The sequence below is a fragment of the Methylorubrum sp. POS3 genome (assembly GCF_043352485.1).
In the GTDB taxonomy this organism is placed as follows: domain Bacteria; phylum Pseudomonadota; class Alphaproteobacteria; order Rhizobiales; family Beijerinckiaceae; genus Methylobacterium; species Methylobacterium suomiense.
Genome location: NZ_JAPRBT010000001.1, coordinates 3,454,169 through 3,471,058 on the forward strand (window position 1 = coordinate 3,454,169; position 16,890 = coordinate 3,471,058).

The following is a 16,890-nucleotide window of genomic DNA, read 5'->3' on the forward strand; positions in this document are numbered from 1 at the left end:
GGTCGCACGATGATTCCGGAAAACCGGATTCCACTTTTCCGCATCGTGCTCTAGAGGATCGCCCGCGCGGCGAGGTGCGCCCCGAGGCCGAGCAGGCCGACATAGAAGACCTTTCGGAACACCGGATCGCTGACCCGGCCCCGCACCCAGCCGCCGATGAACATCCCGCCCAGGGCCGGGAGGAGGGCGACGAGCGAGACGCCCGCGATTGTCGGATTGAGGACGCCGCTGCCCGTCAGCGCGATCGCCAGCGCGATGGTGGAGACGGTGAAGGACAGGCCGAGCGCCTGGATCAGGTCGTCCTTGGTCAGCCCGAGCGCGCCGAGATAGGGCGCGGCCGGGAAGGACGAGACGCCGGTGGCCGCCGTCACCACGCCGGTGGCGGCCCCGATCAGGGGGGCGAGCCAGCGCTCGGTCGCCGGCGCCACGGCGAGCCGCAGGGCCGCGAGGCCGTAGGCGGCGTAGATCATCAGCGCGACGCCCAGGGCGATGGTGGCCTCGCGCCCGTAGCGGCCGTGCAGCAGCGCCCCCGCGGCGAGCGTCGTCAGGGTGCTCGCCACGAGAAGCGGCCACAGGCGCCGCGCCAGGGTCCCGAAGCGCGGCCCCGCCACGAGCTGCCACACATTGGTGACGAAGGCCGGCACCACGAGGATCGCCGCCGCCTCCGCGGGCGTCATGACGAGGCTGAGCAGCCCCACCGCCACCGGCGGCAGGCCGAGCCCGACCACGCCCTTGACGAAGCCGGCGAGCAGGAAGGCGAAGGCCGCGATGGCGAGCGCCGAAGGGTCGAGGGGGAGGGGCATACAGTGTCCGGTGCAGGGGCGGGCGTGCGGTCAGGCGGGTCGCGCGGTGGGGACGAGGCCGGTGCGCGGGGCGCCATCCCGAGGGCACCGCGCGCCGGGCCGGCGGGGAAAGCCCGGAGACTCTGCGTGCGGTCGGCGCATCCGGGCAGACTTCAGTCGCCCAGCATCAGAACATCGCGGAACAGGGTTTCCGGATCGGGATCGGATGCGGTGGCCAACTGCGCCGGAGCCGCCACCTGCGGGACCGCGCAGGTCCGCGCGGCCTCGGTCTTGATCGCGAAGGCCGACAGGGCGGTGAGCGCCGCGAGGACGATCGTGGCGCCCTCCAGAAGGAGACGTCCCGAGACGAGGGTGGGTGCCTGCTGTGCCATGGGCCGAGCTTCGGCGGAGCGGACGCGCGCGACAATGCGGAAGTCGCCCGTCCCAGCCTTCGGCTGAGCCGAAGGCTCTTGCCCGCGTGCCGCCGCCGGAGGATTATGGCCCACCGGAGGACCAAAGCCTTTGCGCTTCGACCTGACCGATCTCCGCCTGTTCCTCCACGTGGTCGAGGCCGAGAGCATCACCCACGGCGCGGAGCGCGCCGGCCTCGCCCTCGCGTCCGCGAGCGAGCGCATCCGCGGCATGGAGCTCGACGGCGGCGTCCCGCTCCTGGAGCGCCGCCCCCGTGGGGTGCGCCCGACGCCGGCGGGGCTCGCGGTGGCGCATCACGCCCGCACGGTGCTGGCGCAACTGGAGCAGATGCGCGGCGAACTCGGGCAATATGCCCGCGGCCTGCGCGGCCATGTCCGCCTGCTCTCCGTCACCGCCGCCGTCGCGGCCTTCCTGCCGGAGGCCCTGTCCGGGTTCCTCGCCGCCCATCCGAGCGTCGATGTCGATCTGGAGGAGCGCACCAGCCGGGAGACGGTCGATGCGGTGGCGGGTGGGCTGGCCGATCTCGGCGTCGTGGCCGACACCACCGAACTCGCCGATCTGGAGACCCGGCGCCTGCGCCCCGACCGGCTCGTCCTCGTGGTGGCCGAGGGCCATCCCCTGGCGGAGCGGGCGGCGGTCGCCCTGCGGGAGGTTCTGGACGAGCCCTTCGTGGGCCTGAGCCACAGCCGCTCGCTCCAGACCTATCTCGCCGGCCATGCCGCCCGCGCCGGCCGGCCCTTCAAGCTGCGGGTGCGGCTCGGCGGGCTCGACGCGGTCTGCCGGATGGTCGCCCGCGGCGTCGGCGTCGCCATCGTCCCCGAGGCCGCGGCGCTCCGCGCCAGGGAGACGGCGGCGATCCGGATCGTGCCGCTGAGCGATCCCTGGGCCTGCCGGTACCTCGTCCTGGCCGCCCGCAAGTTTTCCGCCTTGCCGGCGCATGCGCGCCAGCTCGTGGACCATCTGCTCGCGGAGAGCGCGTGAACGCGGGCGTTCAGCCGGATCGGCCCGGCAGCATCCGCGCGAGCACGGCGTCGCGGCGGATCGCGGCGTGCCAGATCGTGGCGGCGATATGCAGTCCGACCAGGGCGTAGACCGCGTATTGCCCGGCGAGATGCACCGAGGCGAAGGTCTCCTGCAGCGCCTTGTCCTTGGCGAAGCCGGGGATCGGGAAGAGATAGAAGAACTGCGTCGTGTTGCCGTTATAGGCGCTGAGCAGGTAGCCGCTCACCGGCATCAGCAGGAACACCGCGTAGAGCAGCCAGTGGTTGATCCGGCCGATCAGGGCGAGACCCGCGGGCTCGACCGTGTCGGGCGGCGGCGGATGCAGGGCGCGCCACAGGATGCGCAGGACCACCAGCGCCAGGATCGTGAGCCCCACCGACTTGTGGAATTGGAAGACGATCGGCTTGGCCGGGTCCTCCTTGGCGAGGTTCGTCGCGATCCAGGCCAAGGGCAGCACCGCGGCGACGAGGAGCGCGGTGAGCCAGTGCAGGGCCTGAGCCATGCGGCCGTAGCGGGCGGGGCCGCCGACGGAGCGAAGGGCGGTGTCACGTTGGGCGGCGGTATCCATGGCCATCCTCCCGGGACGCGGGGCGACAGACCGTCGCCGCCGAACCTCCGATTCACCTATGGCGGGAAGGCCGTCCGGGACATCACATCCGCGTGTGGGACTCAGATCGCCGCCGCCGGATCCTCGTCGGCGCTGCGCTCCCGATGCGCGCGGCGGGGGCGCCGTTCCATCAGGGCGCGGCCGATGGCCCGCAGCGGGGCGGTGAGGCGGCGGGCATCCTCGGCCCGTTCCATGAAGGTCTCGCCGCGGCGGATCTCCCGGTCGAGCTTGGCCATGGTGCGGGCGAGCGCCGGATCCTCGTCGTCCAGCCAGACCTCGACGGTGCGGGCGAAGGCCAGGACGGTGCCCTGGATCTTGAGGCGCCCCAGCGGACCCTCGGTGTCGATCCCGGCCGCGGCCAGCATGTAGCGGTGGGAATTGAGCGCCACGCCGTTGAGCGCCAGCATCGAGAGCGGATCGCCGCGCAGCGCGAAGCTGATCCGTTGCAGGGCCGCCTTGTAGGGCGTCATCGCGTCGAGGCGGCGCATCAGCACGTCGAACAGGCGCTCGCGGGCCGGCTCGTCGGCGAGGTCGCTGGTGTCGCCGTCCAGCACCGCCCGGTCGATGATCCGCGACAGGCCGCCGAGCACGGCGCCCTTGGAGGGGAACAGCTCGCGCAGCTCGGCGAGGCTCAGATCCGCCTCGCGGGCGATGTCGCCGATCTCGATGTCGTTCCAGGGCTGCTCGGCGGCGAGCCGCATCAGGGCCTCGACGGCGGCCGTGCGGGAATCGGGCTTCTTCGCCGTGGTTTCGGGACCGGATACGGATGCGCTCGCCTTGGACGCGCTTGCCTTGGCTCCACCCGCCTTGGACTCGTCCGATCCGGTCTTGCCGGACTTGGACTTGCCCGGTTTCAGCTCCTGGACCCCGTCCTTCTGGGCTTCGTCCTTCCGGGCCTCGTCCATGATCCGTGCTCCGTGCTCGCTTCGCCGGTATGTAGGCGCGGTCGCGCGGGGTTGCACCCCGGAGCGGCTCAACCGGACAATTCGCCCGCCCGGACCCGCGCGGCCTCGACGGCGTCGCGCAGGGTGTCGGGCAGGCCGCCCGCGCGCATCAGCACGGCGAGTGCCGCCGCGGTGGTGCCGCCGGGCGAGGTCACGTCCTTGCGCAGCTGTGCCGCCGCGCGCGGATCCGCGTCGAGCAGCGCGCCCGCGCCCGCCACCGTGGCGCGGGCGAGGCTCTGGGCGAGATCCGGCGGCAGGCCCGCCGCGATGCCGGCCTCCGCCAGCGCCTCGGCCAGGAGGAAGACGTAGGCCGGGCCCGAGCCCGACACGGCGGTGAGCGCGTCGATCAGTCTCTCGTCGTCGAGCCACGCGACGAGCCCGGCGCTGGCGAGCAGCGCGTCGGCCGCCGCGCGCTGGCCCGCATCGACCTCGGGGCTGGCCACCGCGCCGGTGGCGCCGCGGCCGATGCTGGCGGGGAGGTTCGGCATCGCCCGGACCACCGCGCGGGCGCCGGGCAGGCGGCGCTTGAGGTCGGATATCGTCTTGCCGGCCAGGATCGAGACCACGAGCGTGCCCTCGCCGATCCAGGGCGCGAGCGAGGGCGCGGCGGTGTCGAGGCCCTGCGGCTTGAAGCCGAGCACCAGGACGCCCGCCGGCTCGGGCCGGTCCGGGTTGAGCCGGAGGCCGCGCGCGGCGCAGAGGTCGGCGATCTCGGGGGAGGGGTGCGGCTCGATCACCACCGCCGCGGCCGGGTCGAGCCCGCCCGCGGGGCTCCCGGCGAGCCAGCCCCGCAGCAGGGCGCCCCCCATCTTGCCGGCGCCGACGAGGACCAGGGGGGCGGGCAAGGTGGCGAGGGAGGCGGCGGCGAGGGGGGAAGCGGGCATGTCCGTCATGCGCCCTCGATCCCACCGGATCGCCCCGCGATCAAGGGGTGCGGTCGGTGCCGGCGCGCGGGTCGGGTCGGCGCCGGGCTCGAGCCCGGATCAGGCCTCGCCTTCGGTCTCGAACAGCACGGCGTCGAGGGCCTCGCGGGCGGACTTGCCGGCCCAGAGCACGAACTGGAACGCCTGGAAGTAGCGCTCGCAGGCATCGGTGGAGGCCTTCATCAGCGCCGCGCACTGGCCCTGCGTCGGGGCGAGCCCGTCATTGAGCAGGAGCGAGTGGCGGAACATCACCACGCTGTCGGACGACCACAGATCGAAATGGCCGATCCAGAGCTGCTCGTTCACCAGCGAGACGAGGCGCAGCATCTCGGCGCGGCGCCGCTCCGGCACCTTGAGATCGAAGGCGGCGGCGACGTGGAGGGCTTCGACCTCCTCGATCCAGGTGAAGGCGACATGGTATTCGGCCCAGCGCCCCGAGACCGAGACCGACATCTCGTCGGTCTCGATGCGATCGAAGATCCAGTCGCGCAGGGAGGCAAGGCGCTCGACGACGTCGATCGGGTGCTCGGACCGGTCGTTGGCTTCGATGAGGCTGAGCTGGGTCATGGCGATCCAAGTTGTCGGCACGGTCGGACGGGTCCGATCGGGCCGGCGGGCAAAGCAGGGCCGTGGCGGAACCCGGACGAGTTCCGTCGATCTCCGTCCCGCGGAGGGTTTCGATCAGATTTCACGAGGCCCCGCGGTCCGGTCGGTCTGTTCCGACGGGGCGAATCGTCTACCCGACGTTTATAGCCCGCAGCCCCGGCGTGCTTCAAAGCGTCGTCCCGGCATCAGCAGTGGGCAACAAAGGCTGTCCACCGCTGCTTCCTGTGCAAAGATCATTCGAATCCGGACGATCCGGCCTCTTGCGATCGTGCGGGACGGCGCCGGATCGCGCCGCCGCGGCAGGAGGGGAATCCGGAACGACGCCTTCGGTTTCCTTCCGCCGCAGCGATCGGTCCGGTGAAAGCGTCAGACCGCTTCCGTGTTGCCCGCCGTGCCGGCCTCGGTGCCGAGGCGCGCCTCCAGGGCGGTCACCCGGGCGGCGAGGGCGTCGTTCTGGCTGCGCAGGGCGGCGACGAGGTCGCGCAGCACGTCGACCTCCTCGCGGGTGGCGACATCCATGTCGCGGATGAGGCGCTCGGCCTGTCCCTTGATCAGGGTCTCGGCCTCGCGGCGGACCCCCTGAGCCGCCCCGGCGGCGTCGGTGAAGATCCGGGCGACGTCGTCGAAGAGGCGGTTCGAGCTCTGCATGGGTTCTCCTCCCGAGCCCGACACGGTTGCGGGCATGCTCCGACATAAGAATCCGCGGGCGGCGGGGCAATCGAGCGGCCGTCGATGCCGGGACGGCGCCCGCTTGCGCCCAAACAGGAAGCGCGCCGCCGATCCCGGTGGCGGAGCGCGTTGCCGTGGTCAGGCCGCGTCCCGCGTGAGCGGGGCGATCTGGGCGATCTCGGCTCCGATCTCGCGCTCCAGGATCTGGAGTTCGAACGCGCGTTGGAGGTTGAGCCAGAAGGTGGGCGTGGTGCCGAAATAGCGCCCGAGCCGGAGCGCCGTATCCGTCGAGATGCCGGTGGCCTCGGTGGCGATCCGCTCGATGCGGGTGCGCGGCACGCCGCAGGCACGGGCGACTGCGCCGGCTGACACATTGAGTGGAACGAGAAATTCCTCGCGAAGGATTTCCCCTGGATGGATCGGATGCGCGGCTTCGGCCTGTTCGAGGTCGAGGCTGCGCAGGGCGGCGAGCGTCAGGTTCTGGGAGGCGGTCATCGCTGGGGCATCCATGCCGGTCGCGGCTCAGTGGTAATCTGTGAACTCGACGCGCTCCGGCCCGGCCTCGGTCCAGACGAAGCAGAGCCTGAACTGGTCGTTGATGCGGATCGCGTGTTGTCCGAGGCGGTCGCGTTCCAGGGCGTGGAGCCGGTTGCCCGGCGGCGAGCGGAGATCGTCCAGTATCTCCGCGGCGTTCAGGGCAGCGAGCTTGCGCTGCGTCACCCTGAACAAGTCGGCCGGAAAGCCTCGCGGCCGCCGACCTTGCGCAACGGCCTCGGTCAAGCTGTCATGGAAGCTCTGGATCGTCACGAGCCCACCCGCTCCGGAGCGCAGAATGTATCTCGCGGTGATACATCGTTCAAGTCATATGTATCTTCCAGTGATACATCTGGCGCTGAGCTGTGCTGGTCGTCGCGATCAGGGGACGATGTCGGCCGTGGCGTATTCCTGACCGCCACCGTTTTCGGCGCGGTCGATCCATCGATGGATGCCCGATTCCGGGCGTTCGGTCCGGGACGAGCGCGGTCCCGAACCGCCATGCCACTCTGTTACCGAACATGTCCGGCCGCCATCGCCGAAACGGAGGGTGACAATCGCGCGCCGTCCACCCGCTTCCGCGCCGGGCCGGAGCGGGCGTAAGACTGGACGCGCCATGAGCGCGAACGCCCCCACCCCCCACATCCTCGTCGTCGAGGACGATCGCGAGATCAGCGCGCTGGTCGCCCGCTACCTGCGCGCCAACGAGTGCCGGGTGAGCGTGGCCGGCGACGGGCGCGAGATGGATCGCGTTCTGGCCGATGCCCGCGTCGATCTGATCGTCCTCGACCTGATGCTGCCCGGCGAGGACGGGTTGAGCCTGTGCCGCCGCCTCAGGGCTTCCTCGCAGGTGCCGATCCTGATGCTCACGGCGAAGTCGGAGGAGATCGACCGCATCGTCGGGCTGGAGATCGGCGCCGACGATTATCTCGGCAAGCCGTTCAATCCGCGCGAGCTGCTCGCCCGCATCCGGGCGATCCTGCGGCGCAAGGGCGCCGAGCCGCAGGACGGCGAAGGGGTGCGCCGCTTCCATTTCGCCGGCTGGACGCTCGATGCCGGCCTGCGGCAGGTGCTGAGTCCCGAAGGCGCGCGTCTCTCGCTGACGGGGGCGGAGTTCGACCTCCTGCACGCGCTCTGCCTGCGGCCGGGCCGGGTGCTCTCGCGGGACCAGCTCCTCGACCTGACGCAGGGGCGGGCGGCGGGGCCGTTCGAGCGCAGCATCGACGTGCTGGTCTCGCGCATCCGCCAGAAGATCGAGGCCGACCCGCGCAATCCCGAGATCATCCGCACGATCCGCTCGGGCGGCTACCTGTTCGCGCCGGAGATCGCCCGCTCATGAGCACCGGCCGCACCACCGCCCTGCCGTCATCCGTGGCGTCCCCTGCCGCCTCCTCCGCCGCGGCGCCCCGGCGATGGCCGGTCTGGTCGCGCCCGCGGAGCGCGGCGGGGCAGATCGCGCTCCTCGTCGTGGCGGCGATGCTGGCGGCCCACGTGCTCGCCACCGTCGCGGTGCTGGTTCTGCGCGAGCCCTGGCGGGCGGACGGGCATCCCGGCGTGGCCGCGACCCGGCTCGCGACCCTGGCGCGCCTCCTCGACGCCGCCGAGCCCGGCGAGCGCGACGCCCTGCTGCGCGCGGGGGCGCGCAGCCTGCCGACCCTGCGCATCGCCCCCTGGGACGGCGCGGCGCCCGCCGGAGCGCGAGGACCGGCACCGGGCCATGAGCAGGGGCAGGGACAAGAGCAGGCCGTCGAGCGGGCGATCGACCGCCATCCCCTGGTCGTCCGGCTCCGGGAAGGATTCGGACGCGATCTCGCCCTCGTCGATCTTTCCCCCGCGGGGAACGAGGCCGGCCTCCTCTCGCTCGGGCTCGTCACGCCCGCGGGCGCCCGGCTGCGGGCGGCGCTCCCCGACGATCACCCGCGCCCGCTGTTCGGGCAGGGCGCCATCATCTTCACCCTCGTCTTCCTCGGCGTCAGCCTCACCCTGCTGCTGTTCTGGGCGACGCGGGCGCTCACCGCGCCCCTCGCCGGGCTCGCGGCGGCGGCCGAAGCCTTCGGCACCGCCGAGGAGCCGCCGCCGCTGCCCAAGCGCGGTCCGGAGGAGGTGCTGGCGCTCGCGCGCGCCCTCGACCGGATGCGCGCCCGCGTGCTGCGGCTCCTCGACGACCGCACGCAGATGCTGGCGGCGATCAGCCACGACCTGCGCACCCCGATCACCCGCCTGCGCCTGCGCGCCGAGTTCATCGAGGACGACCGCGCCCGGGAGATGACCCTGCGCGACCTCGATCAGATGAACGGCCTCGTCGAATCCGCCCTCTCCTTCGTCCGCGACGGACAGGGGAGTGCGAGCGAGGGCGAGCCGCTGCTGATCGACCTCGCCTCCGTGGTCCAGACCGTCTGCGACGGCTTCATCGATATCGGCGCGGCGGTGAGCCTGGAGCGCAGCCGCCACGTCCTCGTGCGCGGCCGCCCCGACGACCTGGAGCGGGCGCTCACCAACCTCGTCGACAATGCCGTGAAATATGGCGGCGGCGCCCGCATCCTCATGGGACCCGCGAGACAGAGCGAGCCCCCCGGCGTCGCCGTGGAGGTCCTGGACGACGGGCCCGGCATCCCCGAGGCCGAGCGCCACGCCATGCTCCAGCCCTTCGTGCGCGGCGACCGCGCCCGCAACCTCAACGCGGCGACCGGCTTCGGCCTCGGCCTGTCGATCGTGCTCGCCATCGTCGAGGGTCATGGCGGACGCCTGACCCTGGAGAACCGCCAGGGAGGGGGGCTCTGCGCCCGCATCGAACTGCCGCTCGCCGCATCGAGCCGCGGCGGCTGAGGGCGCCCCTCGGGCCCCATCCGGTCGAGCCCTATGGGATGGCGGATGCGGGCTTCGCTCAAGCGCCGCGCGAGCGCGCTGATCCGGCTTGCATCGAGCGGACGCCGGATCAGAACTCCATATCGAGTTCCTCGATCTCGTCCGGCTCATGCTCGGCCAGGGATGCCCATTCGTTGAGCAGGTCCCAGCCCAGGATCGTGTCGCGATAGGTGGCGGCGGTGAAGGGCAGGGCGACGTCGTAGGTGCGGAACCGCGTGCAGACGGGGGCGTACATCGCGTCCGCCATGGTCGGCCGGGCGCCGAACAGGAACGGCCCACCGGAGCGCGACAGGCAATCCTCGAAGATCACGCAGATGCGCTCGATGTCGCCCTTGGCGCCGTTGAAAATCTTGAAGCCGCGGTGGAGGCTGCGCAGGTTCATCGGCAGCGCCGAGCGCAGGTTGATGAAGCCGCCATGCATCTCTGCCGAGACCGAGCGGCAGCGGGCACGCTCGCTGGGCGTCTCCGGCAGGAGGCCGGCCTCGGGACGGATCTCGTTGAGATATTCGGCGATGGCGAGCGCGTCCCAGACCGCGATGCCGCCATGGTCGAGGCGCGGCACCAGGAAGGACGGCGACAGGTGGAGCAGCTCCGCTCGGGTCGAGGCATCGCTGCCGGGCAGGAGTTCCACGGCGAGGTCGAGCCCGGCCATCCGGCACAGCAGCCAACCGCGCAGGGACCAGGAAGAATAGTTCCGGCTGGAGATCGTGAGCGTCGCCTCGGCCATGGCCTTTTCTCCCGCATGGGTCTTGGGTCCGGCGATCCAAGACTTGTGCCGGATCCCCGGCCCGCCGTCGGCCCGGCGGTATCGGACCCGCGCCTCGCGGCGGGGCACGGTCCCCAAGAGCGACGGGAAGAGAGACGGGAAGAGAGACGGGCCAAGCCGATGGCGCGACACGGGAAACGAATGTTCTCCGGACGACCGTGCACGCAGTGTGATGCAATCTCGACACAGGCTGCATCTGTGTACTTTTGGTCGGTTGCGCGGTTCTTCGAACGGCTTAGCCTGGACCGCCCGAAATCGCGGCGCGGGGGCGACGGCCGCGGACTGGATAAAGTGCACCGGACGACGCCGGGCATCGGGACGTTCGTGCTGGGAGTTTGACCCGATGCTGTATCAAGCCTTCGATGTCCAGTCGGACATCGCCCGGCAGACGCGCCAGTGGGGCAGCCTCATCCACGATGTGGCGGCGCCCTGGATGCGCACGCCCTGGCACGATAGCGCCAAGTGGTGGTCGGCCGGCGCCCGGATGATGATGCGGGCCGGTCTCACCTTCGCCCGCCCCGCCTACGGCATCAACGCCGTCACGGTGGGCAACCGCGAGGTGCCGGTCGTCGAGGAGCCGGTGCTGGCCACGCCGTTCGGCACGCTGCTGCGCTTCCGCAAGGACATCGACACCGCCCAGCCCAAGGTTCTGCTGCTCGCCCCCCTGTCGGGCCATTTCGCCACGCTGCTGCGCGGCACGGTGCGCACGCTGTTGCCCGATCACGACGTCTACATCACCGATTGGCACAATGCCCGCGACGTGCCGGTCTCGGAAGGTCGCTTCGGCTTCGACGATTATGTCGATCACGTCGTGCGCTTCATGGAAGCGATCGGCGAGGGCGCCCATCTCATGGCGGTGTGCCAGCCCGCGGTGCAGGCGCTCGCCGCCGCTGCCGTGATGGCGCATACCAAGAACCAGGCCCAGCCCCGCAGCATGACGCTGATGGCCGGGCCGGTCGATTGCCGCATCAGCCCGACCTCGGTGAACCAGCTCGCCACCTCGAAGCCGATCGAGTGGTTCGAACAGAACCTGATCGCCACCGTCTCGGGGCGGCACAAGGGTGCCGGGCGGCGGGTCTATCCCGGCTATATGCAGGTGTCGGCCTTCGTCGCGATGAACGCCAAGCGCCATCAGGACGCGCATGCGAACCTGTTCTGGAACTATGTCGACGGGGATGCGGAGAAGGCCCGCGCCGTCGAGACCTTCTACGACGAGTATTTCGCCGTGCTGGATCTCACGGCCGAGTTCTATCTCGAGACGGTCAAGACCGTGTTCCAGGATTATACGCTCGCGCGCAACGAGCTGACCTATCGCGGCGAGCGGATCGACATGGGCGCGATCCGGCGCACCGCCTTGATGACGGTCGAGGGCGAGCGCGACGACATCTGCGCGGTCGGCCAGACGATGGCGGCCCACGACCTCTGCTCGAGCCTGCCGCCGCATATGAAGAGCCATCACCTCCAGGCGGGGGTGGGCCATTACGGCGTGTTCTCCGGCCGCAAGTGGGAGGGGCAGACCTACCCGCTGGTGCGCAACTTCATCGCCTCCCACGCCTGAGGCGGGCCGGCAAACGGGCATCCCTCGGCCGTCCTTCCGGGCTCGCCGACGGACCCCTTCGAAGGACGGCCGGGGAAGCGGCGAGCGGCGCTGACAATCCCGTCGCCGCGACCCCCGGTTCCGCACCATGGCGGACGCGTCACGGAGGGGCGAGATCCGTGTGGGGAAAAACTTTCGGAAGGCCTTGTCTTCCGCGCACACTTCCAACCGGAGCCGGCTTCGTGTAAGTCGCGCGCCCAGGTGCAATTCATTCGCGCCGATTCGGCCGCCGTCGCGACGCCTCCCCCGGAATGGAAACCGGGGACCGAGGCGCCTGACGGCTTTTTCCCGGTCCGGCCGGGAATCCGAGGCCGGCGCGGTCCGAAACAGCAGAACTCAGGGGTTGATTCCGTTGCAGGTACTCGTTCGCGACAACAACGTTGACCAGGCGCTTCGCGTCCTCAAGAAGAAGATGCAGCGCGAGGGCATCTTCCGCGAGATGAAGCAGCGCAAGGCCTACGAGAAGCCCTCCGTGCGCAAGGCGCGCGAGAAGGCCGAGGCCGTCCGCCGCGCCCGCAAGCAGGCCCGCAAGACCGCGATCCGCGAGGGCCTGATCGCCGCGCCGAAGCCGAAGCCCCGTACCGGCGCTCCGCGTCGCCCCGGCGCCCCGAGCTTCTCGCAGCAGCCGGCCGCCGCCGCGACGCCCGCCGTCGCCTCCTGAGGCCGGCCTCGGCCCGGTCTCCGGGCCCGGCTCCTCGTGGATCCGACACGAAAAAGGCCCCGCCGTGAGCGGGGCCTTTTTCGTGTCCGGGATCAGGCCGCCCGGGCGGTGAGGGTGGCGCGCTCGGCCTGCCGCAGGAGGTCGAGGGGAAGCCAGGGTTTGCTCATGTAGACCGCGTGGGGCGGCAGGTCGGCGCGCGGCGTCCCCTCGGAGGTCACCACGAGCCGCACCTGCGGCCACCGATCCTCGACGGTGCGGGCGAGGGTCGCCCCGTCCATCTTCCCCGACAGCCGCGTATCGGCGACCACCATGGCGACGGTGACGTCGTCCCGCTCCAGCACCGCCAGCGCGTCCTCCGCACTCGAACAGGCGATGACGTCGAGGTCGGTCTCCTCGATCAGCGCCGCGGCGAGATCGCGGGCGGCCTCGTCGTTCTCGACGACGAGCGCGACGGGACAGTCGGACGGGGCTTGGGGCATGATGGCTCCTCTGGCGACGAAGGAAGGACCGGCGCGGGACGACGCGGCGCCGGACGGGTGGAACCCGCGGGCTGAACCCGACACACGGCAACGAGTGCTGCCGAAGGTTGCTCTGCGACAACAGGCCCGCGAATGAATGGTTCAGGGGCCGGGCGTCGCTTCACGTTCAGCCGGCGCAATGATGTTTCTTAACGACCTGTTCACGCAACGGATCGGATTGTAACAAGCCGGTGACGGGCAGCGGCCCTTTCGGACCGAGTCTTGCACCGCTCGAACCAGGAGACATAGGAGGCCGACGTTCCGCCATGTGCCGTTTCCTCGCCTATCTCGGTGAGCCTGTCTTCCTGAACGAACTCGTCTGCGCCCCGACGCACTCGCTGGTGCATCAATCGCTCCACGCGTCGGAAGCGAAGACCGAGACCAACGGAGACGGCTTCGGTATCGGCTGGTACGGCGAGCATGCCGAGCCCGGTCTCTATCGCGATGTCTGTCCCGCTTGGTCGGACGACAACCTCGTCAACCTGTGCCGGCAGGTGCGGGCCAAGACCTTCTTCGCCCATGTGCGGGCGGCGACCGGCACGGCCACGACGCGGGCGAATTGCCATCCCTTCGCCCATGGCCGCCACCTGTTCATGCATAACGGCCAGATCGGCGGCTATCACCGGATCAAGCGGCGCCTGGAGGCGCTGATCCCGGATGACCTTTACGACACCCGCCGCGGCACGACCGATTCCGAGGCAATCTTCCTGCTGGCCCTGGCCCATGGGCTGGAGACCGACCCGGTCGCCGCCATGGAGACGACCTGCGCCACCGTGCGCGACCTGATGCAGGCCGCGCGCATCGCGGAGCCCTTCCGCTTCACCGCCGTGCTCACGGACGGCGACAGCCTCACCGCCTTCCGCTGGGCCTGCGACGGGCGCCCGCCGAGCCTCTACTATCGCGAGAGCGAGCGCGGCCTCACCGTCGTGTCCGAGCCGATCGACGGCTGCCGCGAGGGCTGGCAGGTGGTGCCCAAGGGCGGTACGCTCCGGGCACGCCGGGGTTTCCGCGCGGTGGTGAGCCGACCGGAAGCCGGCCGCGCGGCGGCTTGAAACACATCGGAACACGTTTAGGTTGAATCCGGTTTTGGCGCTTCGGCTTCGTGCCGGGGCGCATCTTCGGATTGCCGATGCCGATACCCGGATTCTTGTCCCCCAAGGCGGTGCCGCTGGTGCAGGCGAGCGTCGCCGTCGCGTCCCTCGGCGGAGCGCCCGCGCCGGTCCAGGGTCGCATTCCCATCACGGTCGAGCGCCAGCAGCAGGACAATTGGTGCTGGTCGGCGGTCGGCGTGGCCGTCGAGCGCTTCTACGACGCCACACGGACCCGCACGCAATGCCAGTTGGCGGGCATCGCCCTGGGGCGGAGCGATTGCTGCACCGACGGTGCCGATGATCCCGCGAAGTGCGACCAGCCCTGGTATCTCGACCGCGTCCTGACCATCACGGGCAACCTGGAGAGCATGAGGCCCGGGACGCTCGGTTTCCCGGAAATCCAGGCGCGCGTCGCCGATGGTTCGCCGGTCGGATGCCGGATCGGCTGGTACGGCGGCGGCGGACATTTCGCCGTGATCAAAGGCTGGCTCGTCGGGCCCGGAGGCCGCCGGTACATCGATGTCTCCGATCCGATTTTCCTTGAATCGCAGGTTGCCTTCGATGATTTTCCGATCGCCTACCAATCGGGGGGAGATTGGACCCACACCTACCTCACCGTACCCGCGGCGGCCCTGGGCGGCGCTGTTCTGGCCGCAGCCGACACGGATTTCACGCCGGATCCGGACACTTTGGGCGCGTGATATCGGGGGAAGCGACAGGGGACACGTGACATGGCACTGAGCCTGAGAAAGGGTCCCGAGCGGGGGGCCGGTCTGGTGGGGCGGGCCCTGCGGGATTTGAGCGGCCCCGCGGACCCGGACGCGCTTCTCGGCGGCGCCAGCATCGACCTGTCGGAGCCGCTGCCGCTCTACCGCCTCGCCCTCGATCAGATCACCGATCGCGACGACCTCGTGCAGGCCGAGCAGGTCGGCTGGCGCTACCTGATCGAGAGCCGCGGGCAAGCCGCCTTCGCCGATCTGCGAGAGACCGCCGACGAGGCCCTGCGCTTCGCCAGCCTGTCGCAGAACGAGAACGCCGGACGCCTGATCGAGGCGGCTCATCTCTGCGAGGTGCAGGCCGCCGGGCGTGCGGAGATCTACGAGCCGCGCATCCTCGAAATCCCGTCGCTCAACACGTCGGCGCTCTGGCTTCTGGATGGCGACGGGCGATCCGTCTTCATTCCGTTCATCGATATGAAGCGCCTGAAGGGCGGGCCGGTCCAGGTCGAGGACGATTTCCTCGACGACGTGGTCCGGCGGGCCAAGCAGGCGAGGGCGCTGCACGGCGAGCCGTCGCCGCCCGAGCCGACGCCGCAATGGCGGATGGGTGGATAAGGTCCTTCAGCCCCGCCCGGTCCCCAAGCCGCGGCCGCTCGACTAGATAAGGGCCGTTCCCCGCCCAGGAGACGGCTCATGGATTTCGACGTTTCGCTTCACATTGCCGGCCAATGGCGCGGCGGCGGGGCCGGCGACACCCTGCCGATCTTCAATCCCGCCACCGGGGAGACCATCGGCCGGGTCGCGGTGGCGACGCAGGACGATCTCGACGCGGCGCTCGCGGCGGCCGAGCGGGGCTTCGCCGCGTGGCGACGGATCTCGGCCTTCGACCGGGCCAAGATCCTGCGCCGGGCCGCCGCCCTGATGCGCGAGCGCCTCGAGCCGATCGCCCGCACCATGACCCGCGAGCAGGGCAAGCCGCTGGCGGAGGCTAGGGTCGAGACCGGGGTCGCCGCCGACATCATCGAGTGGTTCGCGGAGGAAGGCCGGCGCGCCTATGGCCGGGTCATCCCGGCGCGCGCGGAGGGCGTGCTCCAATTCGTGACGCGCGAGCCGGTCGGGCCGGTCGCCGCCTTCACGCCCTGGAACTTCCCGATCAACCAGGCGGTGCGGAAGATCTCGGCGGCGCTCTGCACCGGCTGCTCGGTGATCCTCAAGGGACCCGAGGACACGCCGGCCTCCTGCGCCGAGCTGGTGCGCGCCTTCCTCGATGCGGGCGTGCCGGGGGATGCCCTCGCCCTGGTCTACGGCGATCCCGCTGCCATCTCCGGCCGCCTCATCCCGCACCCGGTCATCCGCAAGATCACCTTCACCGGCTCGACCGCAGTGGGCAAGGACCTGGCCGCCCTCGCCGGTCGCCACATGAAGCGGGCGACGATGGAACTCGGCGGCCATGCCCCGGCCATCGTCTTCGACGACGCCGATGTCGACACCGCCGTGCGGGTGCTCTCGGCCAACAAGTACCGCAATGCCGGTCAGGTCTGCGTCGCGCCGACCCGCTTCCTCGTGCAGGACACCGTCTACGACCGCTTCGTCGACGGCTTCGTGGCGGCCTCCGAGGCTCTCGTGGTCGGCGACGGGCTCGAGCCCGATACGGGGATGGGCCCGCTGGTCCATGGCCGCCGGGTCGAGGCGATGGAAGCCTTCGTGGCGGATGCCGAGGCCAAGGGCGCCCGGCTCAGGACCGGCGGCAAGCGCATCGGCAATCGGGGCCACTTCTTCGAGCCCACGGTCTTCACCGATGTGCCGCTCGATGCGCGGATCATGAACGAGGAGCCGTTCGGCCCCATCGCCGCGATCCGCCGCTTCTCCGCGGATGACGAGGCGCTCTCGGAAGCCAACCGCCTGCCCTACGGCCTCGCCGCCTACGCCTATACCCGCTCGGCCACCCGCGCGACCCGCGTCGGAGCGAGCGTCGAATCCGGCATGATCTCGATCAATCACCACGGCATCGCGCTGCCCGAGACGCCCTTCGGCGGCGTCAAGGAATCCGGCTACGGCAGCGAGGGCGGCTCGGAGGCGATCGAGGCCTATCTGGTGACGAAGTTCGTCACCCAGGCGAGCGCCTGAGGCCTTCGCTCCTCACAACGTCGTTCCGGTTTCGCTCCGCGCCCCGG

The 16,890-nt window shown here is 70.8% G+C and carries 20 protein-coding genes; 9 read left to right on the forward strand and 11 right to left on the reverse strand.

Going from position 1 to position 16,890, the window contains the following annotated elements:
* Window positions 1-50: 50 nt before the first annotated feature.
* Window positions 51-803: a sulfite exporter TauE/SafE family protein gene (locus OWC43_RS15975; protein ID WP_393957379.1), complete on the reverse strand. Its 753-nt coding sequence runs from the start codon at window positions 801-803 to the stop codon at window positions 51-53.
* A gap of 152 nt (window positions 804-955) precedes the next feature.
* Window positions 956-1,174 carry a hypothetical protein gene (locus OWC43_RS15980; RefSeq protein WP_393957380.1) on the reverse strand — a complete coding sequence of 73 codons (219 nt, stop codon included), beginning with the start codon at window positions 1,172-1,174 and terminating at the stop codon, window positions 956-958.
* Between the two features lie 130 nt (window positions 1,175-1,304).
* Between OWC43_RS15980 and OWC43_RS15985 the strand changes: the two genes are divergently transcribed.
* Window positions 1,305-2,195: a LysR substrate-binding domain-containing protein gene (locus OWC43_RS15985; protein WP_393957381.1), complete on the forward strand. Its 891-nt coding sequence runs from the start codon at window positions 1,305-1,307 to the stop codon at window positions 2,193-2,195.
* 10 nt (window positions 2,196-2,205) lie between these two features.
* Here OWC43_RS15985 and OWC43_RS15990 read toward each other — a convergent pair whose 3' ends face one another.
* The 7 genes from OWC43_RS15990 to OWC43_RS16020 all read right to left on the reverse strand — a co-directional run bounded on the left by OWC43_RS15990 (window position 2,206) and on the right by OWC43_RS16020 (window position 6,766).
* The gene (locus OWC43_RS15990) at window positions 2,206-2,784 is read right to left on the reverse strand and encodes a cytochrome b (RefSeq protein ID WP_393957382.1); all 579 of its coding nucleotides are present in this window, start codon (window positions 2,782-2,784) and stop codon (window positions 2,206-2,208) included.
* A gap of 101 nt (window positions 2,785-2,885) precedes the next feature.
* Entirely contained in the window at window positions 2,886-3,728 is an 843-nt protein-coding gene (locus OWC43_RS15995; RefSeq protein ID WP_393957384.1) for a TetR/AcrR family transcriptional regulator, read from the reverse strand.
* Window positions 3,729-3,796: 68 nt separating this feature from the next.
* The gene (proC, locus tag OWC43_RS16000; RefSeq protein WP_238308629.1) at window positions 3,797-4,651 is read right to left on the reverse strand and encodes a pyrroline-5-carboxylate reductase; all 855 of its coding nucleotides are present in this window, start codon (window positions 4,649-4,651) and stop codon (window positions 3,797-3,799) included.
* Between the two features lie 99 nt (window positions 4,652-4,750).
* Entirely contained in the window at window positions 4,751-5,257 is a 507-nt protein-coding gene (locus OWC43_RS16005) for a YbjN domain-containing protein (protein WP_137830288.1), read from the reverse strand.
* Window positions 5,258-5,662: 405 nt separating this feature from the next.
* Window positions 5,663-5,944 (reverse strand): accessory factor UbiK family protein, encoded by a 282-nt coding sequence (locus OWC43_RS16010; protein WP_137830289.1) that lies wholly within the window; start codon window positions 5,942-5,944, stop codon window positions 5,663-5,665.
* A gap of 159 nt (window positions 5,945-6,103) precedes the next feature.
* Window positions 6,104-6,460: a HigA family addiction module antitoxin gene (locus OWC43_RS16015; RefSeq protein WP_393957385.1), complete on the reverse strand. Its 357-nt coding sequence runs from the start codon at window positions 6,458-6,460 to the stop codon at window positions 6,104-6,106.
* A 27-nt stretch (window positions 6,461-6,487) separates the two neighbouring features.
* Window positions 6,488-6,766: a type II toxin-antitoxin system RelE/ParE family toxin gene (locus OWC43_RS16020; protein WP_393958573.1), complete on the reverse strand. Its 279-nt coding sequence runs from the start codon at window positions 6,764-6,766 to the stop codon at window positions 6,488-6,490.
* Between the two features lie 349 nt (window positions 6,767-7,115).
* Between OWC43_RS16020 and OWC43_RS16025 the strand changes: the two genes are divergently transcribed.
* Entirely contained in the window at window positions 7,116-7,838 is a 723-nt protein-coding gene (locus OWC43_RS16025) for a response regulator (protein ID WP_137830290.1), read from the forward strand.
* Complete coding sequence (locus OWC43_RS16030) at window positions 7,835-9,325, forward strand: ATP-binding protein (protein ID WP_393957386.1); 1,491 nt, start codon at window positions 7,835-7,837, stop codon at window positions 9,323-9,325. Before OWC43_RS16025 ends, OWC43_RS16030 begins: the two co-directional genes overlap by 4 nt.
* 109 nt (window positions 9,326-9,434) lie before the next feature.
* Here OWC43_RS16030 and OWC43_RS16035 read toward each other — a convergent pair whose 3' ends face one another.
* Entirely contained in the window at window positions 9,435-10,091 is a 657-nt protein-coding gene (locus OWC43_RS16035) for a glutathione S-transferase family protein (protein WP_393957387.1), read from the reverse strand.
* A 382-nt stretch (window positions 10,092-10,473) separates the two neighbouring features.
* On the opposite strand from OWC43_RS16035, the gene OWC43_RS16040 reads away from it, so the two are divergent.
* Complete coding sequence (locus tag OWC43_RS16040) at window positions 10,474-11,688, forward strand: polyhydroxyalkanoate depolymerase (RefSeq protein WP_393957388.1); 1,215 nt, start codon at window positions 10,474-10,476, stop codon at window positions 11,686-11,688.
* 391 nt (window positions 11,689-12,079) lie between these two features.
* Complete coding sequence (rpsU, locus tag OWC43_RS16045) at window positions 12,080-12,388, forward strand: 30S ribosomal protein S21 (protein WP_137830294.1); 309 nt, start codon at window positions 12,080-12,082, stop codon at window positions 12,386-12,388.
* Window positions 12,389-12,480: 92 nt separating this feature from the next.
* Here the strand turns inward: rpsU and OWC43_RS16050 are convergent, their stop codons facing one another.
* Window positions 12,481-12,867 carry a response regulator gene (locus OWC43_RS16050; RefSeq protein ID WP_137830295.1) on the reverse strand — a complete coding sequence of 129 codons (387 nt, stop codon included), beginning with the start codon at window positions 12,865-12,867 and terminating at the stop codon, window positions 12,481-12,483.
* 305 nt (window positions 12,868-13,172) lie between these two features.
* On the opposite strand from OWC43_RS16050, the gene OWC43_RS16055 reads away from it, so the two are divergent.
* The 4 genes from OWC43_RS16055 to OWC43_RS16070 all read left to right on the forward strand — a co-directional run bounded on the left by OWC43_RS16055 (window position 13,173) and on the right by OWC43_RS16070 (window position 16,843).
* A complete protein-coding gene (locus OWC43_RS16055; RefSeq protein WP_137830296.1) occupies window positions 13,173-13,958 on the forward strand; it encodes a class II glutamine amidotransferase in 786 nt (261 codons plus the stop codon).
* A 95-nt stretch (window positions 13,959-14,053) separates the two neighbouring features.
* The gene (locus tag OWC43_RS16060) at window positions 14,054-14,698 is read left to right on the forward strand and encodes a hypothetical protein (protein ID WP_393957389.1); all 645 of its coding nucleotides are present in this window, start codon (window positions 14,054-14,056) and stop codon (window positions 14,696-14,698) included.
* Between the two features lie 30 nt (window positions 14,699-14,728).
* Complete coding sequence (locus OWC43_RS16065; RefSeq protein ID WP_393957390.1) at window positions 14,729-15,331, forward strand: hypothetical protein; 603 nt, start codon at window positions 14,729-14,731, stop codon at window positions 15,329-15,331.
* 78 nt (window positions 15,332-15,409) lie between these two features.
* Window positions 15,410-16,843 carry an NAD-dependent succinate-semialdehyde dehydrogenase gene (locus tag OWC43_RS16070; protein WP_393957391.1) on the forward strand — a complete coding sequence of 478 codons (1,434 nt, stop codon included), beginning with the start codon at window positions 15,410-15,412 and terminating at the stop codon, window positions 16,841-16,843.
* The last annotated feature ends 47 nt before the right edge of the window (window positions 16,844-16,890 follow it).

What these genes read in the sequence shown, in the direction of transcription:
- OWC43_RS16010 (WP_137830289.1), bottom strand. Translation starts at nt 5,944, where the DNA reads ATGCAGAGCTCGAACCGCCTCTTCGACGACGTCGCCCGGATCTTCACC.
- OWC43_RS16065 (WP_393957390.1), top strand. Translation starts at nt 14,729, where the DNA reads ATGGCACTGAGCCTGAGAAAGGGTCCCGAGCGGGGGGCCGGTCTGGTG.
- OWC43_RS16070 (WP_393957391.1), top strand. Translation starts at nt 15,410, where the DNA reads ATGGATTTCGACGTTTCGCTTCACATTGCCGGCCAATGGCGCGGCGGC.
- OWC43_RS16055 (WP_137830296.1), top strand. Translation starts at nt 13,173, where the DNA reads ATGTGCCGTTTCCTCGCCTATCTCGGTGAGCCTGTCTTCCTGAACGAA.
- OWC43_RS16025 (WP_137830290.1), top strand. Translation starts at nt 7,116, where the DNA reads ATGAGCGCGAACGCCCCCACCCCCCACATCCTCGTCGTCGAGGACGAT.
- OWC43_RS16035 (WP_393957387.1), bottom strand. Translation starts at nt 10,091, where the DNA reads ATGGCCGAGGCGACGCTCACGATCTCCAGCCGGAACTATTCTTCCTGG.
- proC (WP_238308629.1), bottom strand. Translation starts at nt 4,651, where the DNA reads ATGCCCGCTTCCCCCCTCGCCGCCGCCTCCCTCGCCACCTTGCCCGCC.
- OWC43_RS16050 (WP_137830295.1), bottom strand. Translation starts at nt 12,867, where the DNA reads ATGCCCCAAGCCCCGTCCGACTGTCCCGTCGCGCTCGTCGTCGAGAAC.
- OWC43_RS16030 (WP_393957386.1), top strand. Translation starts at nt 7,835, where the DNA reads ATGAGCACCGGCCGCACCACCGCCCTGCCGTCATCCGTGGCGTCCCCT.
- OWC43_RS15980 (WP_393957380.1), bottom strand. Translation starts at nt 1,174, where the DNA reads ATGGCACAGCAGGCACCCACCCTCGTCTCGGGACGTCTCCTTCTGGAG.
- OWC43_RS15975 (WP_393957379.1), bottom strand. Translation starts at nt 803, where the DNA reads ATGCCCCTCCCCCTCGACCCTTCGGCGCTCGCCATCGCGGCCTTCGCC.
- OWC43_RS16015 (WP_393957385.1), bottom strand. Translation starts at nt 6,460, where the DNA reads ATGACCGCCTCCCAGAACCTGACGCTCGCCGCCCTGCGCAGCCTCGAC.
- OWC43_RS15995 (WP_393957384.1), bottom strand. Translation starts at nt 3,728, where the DNA reads ATGGACGAGGCCCGGAAGGACGAAGCCCAGAAGGACGGGGTCCAGGAG.
- OWC43_RS16040 (WP_393957388.1), top strand. Translation starts at nt 10,474, where the DNA reads ATGCTGTATCAAGCCTTCGATGTCCAGTCGGACATCGCCCGGCAGACG.
- OWC43_RS15990 (WP_393957382.1), bottom strand. Translation starts at nt 2,784, where the DNA reads ATGGATACCGCCGCCCAACGTGACACCGCCCTTCGCTCCGTCGGCGGC.
- OWC43_RS16005 (WP_137830288.1), bottom strand. Translation starts at nt 5,257, where the DNA reads ATGACCCAGCTCAGCCTCATCGAAGCCAACGACCGGTCCGAGCACCCG.